Raw genomic sequence first — 12,803 nt, 5'->3', positions numbered from 1 at the left:
AAGGAGAAGGTATGAAAGCGGTTGTATTATCCAGTGGAGGCGTTGATTCTACGACCTGTATATCGGTTGCTATCGATAAATGGGGACGGGAAAACGTATCCACGGTATCTGTATATTATGGGCAAAAGCACGATAAGGAGCTGCGGTGTGCAAAGCGCATCGCAGCTTATTATGATGTGCCTCATTATGAATTGGATTTAGCGGCAGTGTTGCAATATTCCAATTGTTCACTGTTGCAATCGTCTACGGACGAAATTGTACATAAAAGCTATGCGCAGCAGATTGAAGAAAACGGTGAAGGCATGGTATCTACCTATGTGCCGTTTCGCAATGGGCTGATGCTCAGTGCGGTAGCCAGTTTGGCCATGAGTATTTACGAAAATGAAGACGTGGCGATTTATTTGGGCGCTCATGCCGATGATGCGGCGGGGAATGCCTACGCCGATTGTAGCGAAGCATTTATTGCGGCTATGACAAAGGCAATCTCGCTGGGTACGTATGACAAGGTGCATGTGGAAGCTCCCTTTGCATCTATGAATAAGGCACAGCTGGTAGGTGTTGGCCTAACACTTCACACGCCCTACGAATTGACGTGGAGCTGTTACGAAGGCGGCGACGAGCCTTGCGGTACGTGCGGTACGTGCATTGATAGAGCAGCGGCTTTTGTGGCTAACGGCGTAGCAGACCCGGCATTGGTAAAAAAATAAATGGCATTGTACCATACATGGTACGGCAACGAATGTTAGGTAGTTTTCATACGTGTATTGATGCGTATGCGGTTTGAATACAGAGAGGGTGGGGAATGGTATTGTAGGAGAAAGGGGTGTGGACTATGTATTATTATGTACAAGGTTTTTTATTAGGCTTAGCATCGATGGCGCCAATCGGCATGCAAAATATTTTTTTGATTAACACAGCGTTAACGCAGCGTATATATCGTATTGTACAAATAGTACTTATTGTTACCGCCTTTGATCTTTCCTTATCACTGTCGGCGTTTTTTGGTATCGGTTGGTTATTAGACGCGGTTCCGTGGGCAAAGCTGATTCTTTTATTGGGCGGAGGTGCGCTGGTCGTTGTTATGGGCGTGGCTTTACTCCGTGCGCGAGGACAATTGGAAGGCGCCGATGTAGATATTCCTTTAACAAAAGTAATCGCTATGGCGGGTCTTGTTACCTGGTGCAATCCGCAGGCTATCTTGGATACAAGTATGATGCTCGGAGCGGTGCGCGCCTCCATAGGGCCGGCGGAAGCTGATTATTTTGTAGGCGGTTTTGCTACGGCCACCATCGTATGGTTTGTAGGATTAGCCTCTATTGTGCGCAGTGTTGCATCGTATATTAACAGCACGGTATTGACCTGTGTCAATCGGTTATGCGGCACTTTTATTGTCGTGTACGGGGCCTATTTATTGTGGAAAGGAATCGAGCTGCTTTAACAGGATATGTAGTCGGTTACTACAACTATGTACTGACAAATACGTACTGAGAGTACGCCGTTAATTTATAAAGGGGCGGTGTCGCAACGTACTTTCGAGTTAGCCGTAGAATACCATCGGGTGATAGGATAGTAGTAGGTGATTGAATGTAGCATATAATGACAAAGGAGGCAACGCGCTATGCAGATACTTTTTTTAGGTGATAGCTTGACCAGAGGCTACGATGTGCCGTACGGGCAAGGTTGGGTAGAATTGCTAGAGAAAAAATTATATCCGCACACCTGTTATAATGCCGGCGTGGATGGTGCCAGCCTACAGGCGATTACACTTTTGTGGGAGCGATATCGCACGCAGTCTTCTTTTGGAGCGGTATGGGTAATGGGTGGAACCAATGACATTTTACAAGGACGAACCGCTGATGATTGTTTGCGAAAACTAAAATCATTGATTGAGATGATACAAACTGATACGAAGAAGCGGATACCGATTATTGTTGGCTTGCCCTTACCGATAGAAGGGGGACTCGATGAGGAAGAGAAAGTTATGGATGACTATGCGACTAAACTGGAAGCATATTGTCGAGAGCAAGATCTTCCGTATGTTGATTTTTATGGACCACTCAAAGAAGCACTCCGGCAAGGCAAAGGAATTTTTGCCGGTGATGTACATCCTAATGCGCGAGGCTATGCAATGATGTATGAGATAGCTCGCCCCGTCATGGAGTTTGTGTTGGCACATAATAAAAGGCATTTAGCGACTACGTAATAGAGAATACATTTGATAAGGGTGCGATGGCATTCATAAAGTTCGAAAGATGACTGATTAAATCGAAAAATTTAAATATTTTTTTGCATTTGGGTATTGAAATCCTTCGATATGGGTGTTATAATGTAACCACAACAGGGAAGTGAGAATGAGTTACAAACTTAAATCTCAACATCTTGTTACTCTTTATCCCGGAGTGATGGAGATGGCTACCTGTTAAAACCTCTAAATACCTATACCTAATCGTGAGTACAATTGTTGTACGAACACGCGGAGCCGCATCCTCCCTAAGTGCGGCTCCGTTTTTTTTGAAATAAATTTCTTGACATTCTTCATCATTCAAGGTATCCTTATTGCTAACGATATACATCGACTGTAAATTTCATATGACCTTATCAAGAGAGACCGAGGGAATTGGCCCAATGACGTCCGGCAACCGGCAAGGCACGGTGCTACATCCAACAGTCTTACTGACAGATAAGGAATCAGCCCCTATCTGTGTGGATAGGGGCTTTTATTTTGTCAACAATAGGTAGTTAAGCGTAGTGACGGTTAATGGCAATGTGTATGTGTTGGCAGAGTAACTGTGATAGGTATGATTGAAGTAAATGGTATTCGGTGTAATCGCAATAAGAATTTGGTAAAGAAGAGAGATTGGGAATAGAGGAGTAGGTATGGCAATTTTTAATGGACGCTTACCGGTGATAGAAGAAAAAGAAGTACGACGGTATGCCGGCTTACAACGAGCTGAGGATTTTCCCGAACAGTATGTGAAGGAGGCTTGTTTGGAAGTACAGCTGGAGGCAGTACCGCGCGGGATATATCGTGAGTATGCATATGATGCGGCTACCGGTACGATTCAATCGGATCCGCCGCTCGTGGTTGAAGGTAGCAGTATTCGTAAGCATTTGGCTTCGTCAGTGCGAGTCGCCGTGATGGGGGTGACCATTGGAGACGGTGTGGAGCGGCGCAGTGCAGCACTATTTAAAGAAGGTAATTATACGGTAGGTCTTTTGGTTGATGCGGCAGCAACGACTGCCGTAGAGCAGGTGGCAGATCAAATTAATGATTTGATTGTAAAAGCGGCGGCTGCCGGTGGCTATACGACAACATGGCGGTTTAGCCCCGGATATGGAAATTGGCCACTGGATGTACAACCGGCGTTAGCTGCGATTATCGGAGCGGAAGAAATAGGTCTTACCGTTACCGATACGTGCATGTTGTTTCCCCGTAAATCAGTGACAGCTATCATTGGTTATATGCCTGGCGGTGCTACATTACAAACAAAGCGAGGATGCACTTCATGTGGTCAACGGGACTGTCCGTCGCGGAAGAAACCGTAATGAAATATATTGAAATAGTGTATATGGTGCAGTATTGATGAGGACTTGATGATAGGCGCGTGCATTGTTTTGGTAACGCGGTGTAGGTATAGTGTGAATAACCGGTAATAAGAAAGTATTCACATGTGAATATAGAAAAGAGGTAAGCAATGTTTATTTTTGACGGTGCTATGGGTACCATGTTACAACAGGCAGGACTGAAAGAGGGGGCCTGTCCGGAATTAATGAGTGTGGATAGACCGGAAATTGTAGAAGCTATCCACAGTGAATATTTGGCAAGCGGCAGTGATATTGTGACGACAAATACGTTCGGTGCTTGTCGATTAAAGCTGGCCGATTATGGTTTGGCACATCGAGTTAAGGAAATTAATCATGCTGCCGTGGCAGCAGCAAAGCGGGCCATCGCTAATATAAAGCCGACGGCGCAGGTAGCCGGTTCTATGGGACCGACAGGAACGTTTATTGCTCCGTTAGGGCAAATGACATTTGATGATATTTATGAAACCTACCGTGAACAGGCGGATGCTTTAATTGAAGCCGGTGTGGATTATATTCTTATAGAAACTATTATAGATATTCAAGAAATGCGCGCCGCCTTATTAGCAGCGCGTGATGCGAGAGAGGCAGCAGGTGCTGATGACAGGGTAAAAATTATTTGCCAATTCTCCTTTAGTGAAGACGGGAGAACGATTACCGGTACTACACCGGAAGCAGCGGCCATTTTAATGGAAGCGATGGGGGCTGATGTAGTGGGGATTAATTGTTCTCTCGGACCGGAGAAATTAATTCCTTTGTTGCAGAAAATGGCAACGGTAACCAATCTGCCTCTTAGCGTACAGCCTAATGCGGGGATGCCGGTATTGGTAAATAAGAAAACTATCTTCCCTTTATCGCCGGAAGATATGGCATCTTACGTAGGTGATTTAATTGAAGCCGGCGCATCGTATATAGGGGCTTGTTGTGGTAGTACGCCGGATCATATTCGCGCTATTGCCGAGGCGGCGATAGCCCATGGGCCGTCTAGTAGAACAGAGGTGGAACCGTTTACGGTATTTACCAGTCGTACTCAGGTTGTTCGTGTAGGTCACAAGGAAGCACCTATTATTATTGGTGAACGCATTAATCCTACGGGACGCAAGGTATTGGCAAAGGAAATTAAAGACGGAAATTTTGCAATGGTAAAGCGCGATGCATTAGCGCAAGTCGCGGCCGGTGCACATGTGTTGGATGTAAACATGGGCGTACCCGGTATTGATCAAGCCGAAGCGATGCAGCATGCCATTAGCGAATTGACCATGCTCGTCGATGTGCCATTATCTATTGATACTCTTGATGCCAAGGCATTAGAAGCTGGCTTGAAAGCGTATCCGGGACGACCGCTGATTAATTCGGTAAATGCGGAACCGGAACAACTCGCAGCAGTATTGCCGTTGGCTAAACGATATGGAGCAGCTCTTTTATGCTTACCGTTGGGAAAAGGTGATTTACCGGCAACGGCGGAAGCTCGGATAGAATTGATTAAAGAAATTACTTTGGAAGCGTATCGGTATGGTTTGCGTCCGCAGGATTTATTATTGGATCCGTTAGTATTGACTTTGGCCAGCGGTCCGGACAGTGCTAAGGAAACGCTGCAGACACTGCGATTATATAAAGAAATTTTTGGCTTTCCAACGGTGATGGGCTTGTCGAATATTTCATTTGGTTTGCCGCAACGGCCCTATTTAAATGCACAATTTTTAACGATGGCATTGTCCGCAGGCTTGACGGCACCAATTTTAAATCCTTTGAATGAAACAGTAAAAAAAGCATTTGTAGCAGGTCGTACTTTATTGGGATTTGATACAGCGGCGGCAGAGTTTATCCGCCTGTACGGTCAGGAAGCGGAAGACGTTATCGGCGGAAGCGGGAAAAAAGATTCCAGTACAACGAGGGCTAATACTATAACAGATGGACAGACTGTTAATCAAAAAGAAAGGGCACTTACGGACATAACGGAAGCGACACCAGAAGTTATGCTGGAAGCTATTTGCGGTGCTGTAGAACGAGGCGAAAAAGAGTATGTCATTGAATTGGTAACGCAGGCTTTGACAAAGAAAATAGATCCCTTGGTGATTACAAAGCAAGGATTATCGGAGGCGATGAATCGTGTAGGCGAAAAATTCGGTGCCGGTAAGGTATTTTTGCCGCAAGTTATGTTGGCGGCAGAAGCAATGCAAGGTGCATTTCAAACAATAAAACAAGTATTGCCGGAAGATACGCGAATGGCACGGGATACGGTCATTGTGGCTACGGTAAAAGGTGATATTCACGATTTGGGGAAAAATATTGTAGCGGCTTTGTTGGAGAATAATGGGTATCGTGTGGTGGACTTAGGAAAAGATGTATCACCGGATGCGATTGTAAATGCCGCGAAAGAATATAAAGCGCCGATTATCGGTATTTGTTCATTAATGACTACAACCATGCCAATGATCGATGAGACCATCGAGGCAGTGCGAAAAGCAAACGTACCTGCTAAGGTTGTAGTAGGCGGTGCGGTGCTGACACAGGAATATGCGGATACGGCCGGTGCCGACGCATATGCCAAGGATGGAGTGACGGCAGTGCAGTTGGTAAAACAGTTGTTGGGGGATGAGTGATAGCGCATTGTTAGCACACAGATAAAATATTAGACAATAGAAGAGAGAGTTGAAGAGAGAAAGAGAGTGGCCTTGATGGAAGAATTGCGAAGTAAACATGCACGTGGTGCATTTACGATTACTGTAGAATTAGATCCGCCGAAGGGGGCATCGGTGCAGAAAACATTGGATGAGGCAGGGCTGTTGGCAGACCGTGTGGATGGAATCAATATTGCGGATTGTCCGATGGCTAAGATGCGAATGAGTCCGATTGCACTGGCACATTTGATTAAATATAGAAAAAACATTGATACGATTTTCCACTTAACCTGCCGTGATCGTAATATCCTTGGTTTGCAGGCTGAGTTATTGGGAGCCGCTGCATTGGGAGTACATAATATTTTGACATTAACCGGTGATGAGCCATCACGTGGAGATCATCCGGATGCAAAAGCTGTTTTTGAGCTTGATTCGATGGGACTATTGACGGTGGCACGTACGTTGAATAGCGGTTATGACATGACGGGGCACGAACTGGATGCACCTACGAAATTTTATATCGGCACGACGGGAAATCCCGGCGCGGAGGATTTAGATGCAGAGTACGAGAAGCTGTGTCGGAAAAAAGAGCATGGCGCGCAGTTTATTCAGACACAGCCTATTTATGATTTGGAGAGAGCGAAGCGTTTTATTGATAAAATAGCACCGTTAGGCTTACCGGTTTGTTTAGGATTAATTCCGCTTAAAAGTTTTAAAATGGCTATGTATCTTCACGAAAAAGTTCCAGGTATTTCACTGACGGAATCTATTTTGCGACGCATGGAAGATGGCGGCCGTGAAGCAGGATTGACCATTGCGGTGGAAACGTTGGAAGAAATTAGGCGCATTGCGCAGGGCGTACATATTATGCCTTTAAATGATATGGCGGTTGTACTGTATCTGTTAGATCATATATCTAATGCATCGTAGCACATAATGATAGGAGTACGTAGTACAGAATATTTGATGATGCATCAGCGGGAAAGAAAATATAACTATATTGTTATCATACGCGTAAATGTATACGCAAATATAAAGATACGATGTAAATATAGATCTAATAGTAAAGGCATGTCCTATGACGCGTTGTTTTCATGAAGGTAAGTTGTATTGCAACGTATATGATAAAGCCTGGTACAATAACAATTACAGGAAAATACAGTAAGTCATGGTATAATGACTACGAATAATAAAAGAGAATGTTTCACGTGAAACATTCTCTTTTATTACGTACAATTTGCAGATATTCATTTAATTTATAGTTTTGTGCAGTAAAATAAAGAATATGAAAATGGAGTTTATAAAAATAGGGATAATACGATTAAGCGATGTAAGGTACAATTAGAAATAAATGATGGCGTAAAATAATTTATGCGTACATATGGAATTAAAAACATGACGCATGGACATTCATCGTGTTTCACGTGAAACATAATGAAATAAAGGGGGAGTTAACAGAAAAATTTTTAGCGATTTCGTGGTTAGAACACACTATTTTTTTATGGCTGTGGTATAATGTGATGTGTATTTTGTTGTTATGAACGGGGTGACTACTGTGGGTAAGATTATAGCCATTACAAATCAAAAAGGCGGTGTCGGTAAGACGACGACATCGGTAAATTTAAGTGCGTGCTTGGCTGATGCAGGAAAAAAAGTATTATTGTTGGACTTGGACCCACAGGGGAATGCATCCAGTGGCGTTGGTATTGATAAAGATAGTTTGGATACGTGCGTTTATGATGTATTAATAGATGAAGTGCCGTTGACAGATATCATTGCGTCAACAATGATAAAAAAATTAAAAGTAGCACCGGCGACAATACAGTTGGCCGGTGCCGAAGTCGAATTAGTGGGCATGGATAAGCGGGAAAGTCGGTTGAAGCGCGCTTTAAAGCAAGTGAAAAAAGAGTTTGATTTCATTATTATCGACTGTCCGCCATCATTAGGCCTGTTGACATTAAATGCATTAGTAGCCGCAGACAGTGCATTGATTCCTATTCAAAGTGAGTTTTATGCACTGGAAGGTGTTAGCCAATTAATTAAAACAATAGAATTGGTACAAGAAAATATGAATACATCTTTACATATCGAAGGTGTATTGCTAACGATGTACGATGGCCGCACAAATTTATCGATTCAAGTAGGGGAAGAGGTTAAAAAGTTTTTTGGCACAAAGGTGTATAAAACAATTATTCCTCGCAATGTACGACTTAGTGAGGCACCCAGTTATGGTGAGCCGATTATTATTTATGATCCGCGGTCAAAAGGTGCTGCCGTATATACGAGCTTAGCAAAGGAGGTCATCAAGTATGCAAAAAAACAATAAATCCGGGAAGAAGCGATCGGGACTAGGAAAAGGGTTAAGCGCATTGATGGGGCCTTCTTTGCATGATGTAGCAGAGGATGCTACATCAGAAACAGAATATAAGATCAGACATGATGATACTGTTACAGATACTACGGTAGGGAAAGCTACGGTGATAGATAATCAGAATGAAGAAACACATATATCCGCAAAGGAAATGGATGTGTCAGCTGCGGTGCAGAATCATAGCATAGACGCGAAGCCAACTTCTATATCAAACGAAGTGGGAACACCGCTAGCAGGTGATATAGGGACCGACATATCCGGTAACGAGAAGGAAGAGCTATCTGAAAAAGCGGCCACATCGGCTCCTACGTATGGTGCACAGTTAATGGATTTGACGTTAATCCATCCTAATAAAAATCAGCCTCGTAAAAATTTTGCTAACGATGAAATGGTAACGCTTATCGAATCGATAAAAACGCATGGTATCATTCAGCCTATCGTGGTGCGCCCCATAGAGGATTATTTTCAAATCGTAGCCGGTGAACGACGGTGGCGTGCCGCCAATGAGGCCGGTCTCAAGGAAGTTCCTGTTATCGTTAAAAATTACAGCACCGAGGAAATGACGGAAATTGCTTTGGTGGAAAATTTACAACGACAAGACCTAGACCCTATCGAAGAAGCTTTTGCGTATAAACGGCTGGCAGAAATCTTTAATTTTAGACAGGAAGACATTGCATTGCGCTTAGGGCGCAGTCGTTCGCATGTAGCAAATATGATGCGCTTGTTACAGCTACCGGAATTTTTACGAAACGAATTATCTGCGGGAGAGCTTTCCATCGGACAGGCGCGACCGTTATTGGGATTACCAAATGAGGATCTGCAACGCACGGCGTTGGAACAGATTAAAGAGCATGAAATGACAGCGCGTCAAGTAGAAGCGTTAGTGCGACAACTGCTGGCAGGACCGAAAAAAGAACGAACGACCAAAGCAGAGAATACCGCCGAGGTAAGAGCCTTGACGGATCGCTTGCGCGTTAGCCTGGGAGTGCCTGTAGCGGTTAAGCTTAAAGCGGGCAAGAAGGTGCAGGGAAAAATTGAAGTTACTTTCCGTAGCCAAGAGGAATTAGATCATATTTTACAATATATGGAACAAGAAACGAATAAGGATGATGAGGCTATTACATCCTTTCACATATAGGAGGTGAGGAGATGTCACAGACAACCGAAACAGTACAAGCTGTGCTTCACAGTGACACCGGCATGGATCAAACACCGAAAGCCAACCGCATTCACATCGGATTTTTCGGACGTTGCAATGCCGGTAAGTCTACGCTGATTAATATGCTGACCGGTCAGTCCGTTGCATTAGTATCGGCAGTGGCGGGAACAACGACAGATCCGGTAAGTAAAGCTATGGAGATTTTACCGCTAGGACCGGTGGTGATTACCGATACGGCCGGTGTGGATGATACGTCGGAGTTGGGGGCATTGCGCATTGCGAAAACGCGTGAACTGTTACCAAAAATGAATATGGCCGTATATGTTGTTCGCACGGATACACCTATTGATGATACGGATCGCGAATGGCTAGCCTTGTTAAAGGAACAGAAGATAGCTACTCTGTTGGTGGTGAATGAAATACGCGGTTTCGGTGCCGATGCGTATATTGGGGCATCCCGGCTGGAAGTGGCGGAGGTGCCGTACATTGGCGCTGACTTATCGACGAAGGAACAGCGTCGTGATATATTGGATATGCTGGGCAAGATGAAGCCGGCTGATGAAGAAACGCGTACCTTATTGGAAGGTCTAATCGAGCCGAAAGACGTGATTGTCTTGGTATGTCCCATTGACTCGGCAGCACCGAAGGGACGTCTGATTTTACCGCAGGTGCAGATGATTCGTGAAATTCTTGATTATCGTGGCATGAGCTTTGTTGTGCAAACCGAAGAATTGGCGGCATTGCTTGACACCTTAAAGGAACCGCCGAAGATGGTCATCACCGACTCACAGGCCTTTGAAGCGGTAGCTGAGATTGTGCCTGACAGCATTCCTATGACATCGTTTTCGATTTTAATGGCGCGGTTTAAAGGTAAGTTGAAGGAACTTGTACAAGGCGCTAAAACCATTAAGAATTTACATCCCGGGTCTCGTGTACTTATCAGCGAAGGTTGTACACATCATCGGCAGTGTGACGATATCGGTACGGTAAAAATTCCACGATGGTTAAAAAAAGCCGGTTACGAAGGCTTGGAATTAGAATGGACATCGGGCGGTGGCTTCCCGGCAGATGTATCACCGTATGATGTAGTCATTCACTGCGGGGCGTGCATGCTGCCGCGCCGTGAAGTATTGCGTCGTATCGATGTAGCCGTGCAGGATGGTGTGCCAATTGTTAATTATGGTGTGCTCATCGCTTCGTTGCATGGTATATTAGATAGGGCACTGAGTCCTTTTAAGGATGAATTGGTATAATTCACTGATAGGACAAAAGGTAGTCGCTAACCGGCGCTACTGGCGGAGCGATATGTCCTTGATAGGATGGTAACAATTGCATAAGCGTAAACAATGAAGAACAGGAAAGGATTAGCATGTTAGAATCATTACATACTTGGATCGAAATTGGCGTTGCGGCGTTAGCGATTTTGTTGCTATTATATTGCTTGGTACTGCAGAGCAAAATCAACAGCTTGGCAAAACGCTATGATTATTTTATGCGCGGAGAGAACGGAAGTAGCTTGGAGCGCAAGTTGGCCGTTGAAGTAAAAGAACTGCGCGATGCGGCGGAAACGATGGAAGACTTATTTCAACAGCAGCAAGTCATCCGTGATACACAGCATAATACATTTCAGAAAATTGGCTTTATCAAGTATAATGCCTTTGAAAATATCGGCAATGATTTGTCCTTTGCGTTGACGTTGCTGGATGGAAATAATAATGGGATTTGTATTTCCAGTGTTTATGGACGCAGTGAATCGCGTATTTTCAGTAAGCCTATTGTAAAAGGAAAAAGTCTGGTAAGCTTATCGCAGGAAGAATTGGAAAGTCTTAACGAAGCGCTGGGTGCAAAGACTAATGAAGAAGCACTGGTAAGCGGTACGGTGGTAAAATAAGGAAGTGATGGATAGGAATGAAATTAGACGGTCTGTGGCGTCGTTATTTTGTACCTGACGGTAACGGTTACAGTCTGCGTTTGACGAAAAAGCAGCTGTATATTGTTGCCGGTGTATTACTGGCAGTCGTAGTTATTTGCTTAGGCCTCGGCATTTGGGGCATTACGCGGCAAGCGGAATTGGTACAACTGAGACAGCGCACAGAATTACAAAAGGAGCAGCTTAAATTACTGCAACAGAAAACGGATATATTGGATAAGAAGATGCAGACTTTGGATCAACTGGATCAGGAAATTCGCCAGATGGTTAAAGGCTCGGAAAGCGGCGCGGTACCACAAGGCGGCGGCGAAAGTCAAACTCCGACAGCTGCTAATAGCGATGATAGTGCGGAGCCTCACGGGGCAGACAATGCTAATGGAGGCGAAGTAAAGACGGCAGATCAAATGCCGGCGAAGGCTAATGTGGTGGCCTTATCAGCAAAGCTATCTTCTATTGACCACCGTGCGCAGCAGCGAATGGCATCGTTGTTTATGTTGCGTAGTATTTTGCGTGATGGAGCAGGTCAAACTATTCGCGATTTGCAACAGATTGCTTTTGCTCCGGGAAATGCGACGGCAGCGAATGCAACCATGCCATCGATTTGGCCGGCAAAGGGCGTAATTACATCTACCTTTGGTGGTCGTGAGGATCCGGTGTACGGCGGGGGTGCCTTCCATGAGGGTCTTGATATTGCTTCCGATTACGGAACGCCGATTGTAGCAACGGCGGCCGGTACGGTAACCTTTGCGGGATATACCGATGGCGGCTATGGTAATTTGGTGGAAATCGATCACGGAAACGGATTCGTTACCCGTTACGGACACACATCGGTTGTGTTGGTACATGCGGGAATGAAGGTTAACCAAGGACAGCAGATTGCGCTTATGGGAAGTACCGGTAAGAGTACGGGCAGCCACGTTCATTACGAAGTAGTGGTTAATGGCTCCGCAGTGGATCCGCTGTTATTCTTGCCGATTCAATAAGTCTGTAGTATTACAATAAAGCTGTATTCACTAAAAGAGATGTATCCATCGTATTTGAATACATGCATATAATAGTGTATGAAATATAGCAGGTAAGATAAGATACTGTTATATGAGATAAAAAGACGGTCTATGCCATTGTGCATAGACCGTCTTT

The 12,803-nt window shown here is 44.6% G+C and carries 11 protein-coding genes and 1 riboswitch; all 11 genes read left to right on the top strand.

Features of this window, described 5'->3' with window-relative positions:
* Positions 1-11 precede the first annotated feature (11 nt).
* The 11 genes from queC to Q5873_RS04300 all read left to right on the top strand — a co-directional run bounded on the left by queC (position 12) and on the right by Q5873_RS04300 (position 12,646).
* Positions 12-707: a 7-cyano-7-deazaguanine synthase QueC gene (gene queC / locus Q5873_RS04350; RefSeq protein WP_303059456.1), complete on the top strand. Its 696-nt coding sequence runs from the start codon at positions 12-14 to the stop codon at positions 705-707.
* A 125-nt stretch (positions 708-832) separates the two neighbouring features.
* Positions 833-1,438 (top strand): LysE/ArgO family amino acid transporter, encoded by a 606-nt coding sequence (locus Q5873_RS04345; RefSeq protein ID WP_303059454.1) that lies wholly within the window; start codon positions 833-835, stop codon positions 1,436-1,438.
* Positions 1,439-1,618: 180 nt separating this feature from the next.
* Entirely contained in the window at positions 1,619-2,203 is a 585-nt protein-coding gene (locus Q5873_RS04340) for an SGNH/GDSL hydrolase family protein (RefSeq protein WP_288301743.1), read from the top strand.
* Positions 2,204-2,592: 389 nt separating this feature from the next.
* A riboswitch (SAM riboswitch) is annotated at positions 2,593-2,687 on the top strand.
* A gap of 190 nt (positions 2,688-2,877) precedes the next feature.
* Positions 2,878-3,546, top strand: coding sequence for a methionine synthase (locus Q5873_RS04335; RefSeq protein ID WP_303059451.1), 669 nt, complete (start codon positions 2,878-2,880; stop codon positions 3,544-3,546).
* Positions 3,547-3,695: 149 nt separating this feature from the next.
* The gene (locus Q5873_RS04330) at positions 3,696-6,185 is read left to right on the top strand and encodes a homocysteine S-methyltransferase family protein (RefSeq protein ID WP_303059449.1); all 2,490 of its coding nucleotides are present in this window, start codon (positions 3,696-3,698) and stop codon (positions 6,183-6,185) included.
* Between the two features lie 75 nt (positions 6,186-6,260).
* On the top strand, positions 6,261-7,133 hold the full coding sequence (locus Q5873_RS04325) for a methylenetetrahydrofolate reductase (protein WP_303059447.1): 873 nt from the start codon (positions 6,261-6,263) through the stop codon (positions 7,131-7,133).
* A gap of 625 nt (positions 7,134-7,758) precedes the next feature.
* Entirely contained in the window at positions 7,759-8,529 is a 771-nt protein-coding gene (locus tag Q5873_RS04320; RefSeq protein WP_303059445.1) for a ParA family protein, read from the top strand.
* Positions 8,513-9,712, top strand: coding sequence for a ParB/RepB/Spo0J family partition protein (locus tag Q5873_RS04315; RefSeq protein WP_303059443.1), 1,200 nt, complete (start codon positions 8,513-8,515; stop codon positions 9,710-9,712). Before Q5873_RS04320 ends, Q5873_RS04315 begins: the two co-directional genes overlap by 17 nt.
* Positions 9,713-9,774: 62 nt before the next feature.
* Positions 9,775-10,986, top strand: coding sequence for a [FeFe] hydrogenase H-cluster maturation GTPase HydF (hydF, locus tag Q5873_RS04310; protein ID WP_303059479.1), 1,212 nt, complete (start codon positions 9,775-9,777; stop codon positions 10,984-10,986).
* A gap of 116 nt (positions 10,987-11,102) precedes the next feature.
* On the top strand, positions 11,103-11,624 hold the full coding sequence (locus Q5873_RS04305; protein WP_028254951.1) for a DUF4446 family protein: 522 nt from the start codon (positions 11,103-11,105) through the stop codon (positions 11,622-11,624).
* A gap of 17 nt (positions 11,625-11,641) precedes the next feature.
* On the top strand, positions 11,642-12,646 hold the full coding sequence (locus tag Q5873_RS04300) for a M23 family metallopeptidase (protein WP_303059441.1): 1,005 nt from the start codon (positions 11,642-11,644) through the stop codon (positions 12,644-12,646).
* Positions 12,647-12,803 lie beyond the last annotated feature (157 nt).

The sequence above is a fragment of the Veillonella magna genome (assembly GCF_959600285.1).
Taxonomy (GTDB): Bacteria; Bacillota; Negativicutes; order Veillonellales; family Veillonellaceae; genus Veillonella_A; species Veillonella_A magna.
The sequence above is the reverse complement of the archived record's forward strand: the minus strand, read 5'-3'. Positions and strand labels throughout refer to the sequence as shown.

Excerpts from the sequence above, each read along its gene's own strand:
- queC (WP_303059456.1), top strand. The coding sequence starts at position 12 with ATGAAAGCGGTTGTATTATCCAGTGGAGGCGTTGATTCTACGACCTGT.
- Q5873_RS04315 (WP_303059443.1), top strand. The coding sequence starts at position 8,513 with ATGCAAAAAAACAATAAATCCGGGAAGAAGCGATCGGGACTAGGAAAA.
- Q5873_RS04335 (WP_303059451.1), top strand. The coding sequence starts at position 2,878 with ATGGCAATTTTTAATGGACGCTTACCGGTGATAGAAGAAAAAGAAGTA.
- Q5873_RS04300 (WP_303059441.1), top strand. The coding sequence starts at position 11,642 with ATGAAATTAGACGGTCTGTGGCGTCGTTATTTTGTACCTGACGGTAAC.
- Q5873_RS04330 (WP_303059449.1), top strand. The coding sequence starts at position 3,696 with ATGTTTATTTTTGACGGTGCTATGGGTACCATGTTACAACAGGCAGGA.
- hydF (WP_303059479.1), top strand. The coding sequence starts at position 9,775 with ATGGATCAAACACCGAAAGCCAACCGCATTCACATCGGATTTTTCGGA.
- Q5873_RS04345 (WP_303059454.1), top strand. The coding sequence starts at position 833 with ATGTATTATTATGTACAAGGTTTTTTATTAGGCTTAGCATCGATGGCG.
- Q5873_RS04325 (WP_303059447.1), top strand. The coding sequence starts at position 6,261 with ATGGAAGAATTGCGAAGTAAACATGCACGTGGTGCATTTACGATTACT.
- Q5873_RS04305 (WP_028254951.1), top strand. The coding sequence starts at position 11,103 with ATGTTAGAATCATTACATACTTGGATCGAAATTGGCGTTGCGGCGTTA.
- Q5873_RS04340 (WP_288301743.1), top strand. The coding sequence starts at position 1,619 with ATGCAGATACTTTTTTTAGGTGATAGCTTGACCAGAGGCTACGATGTG.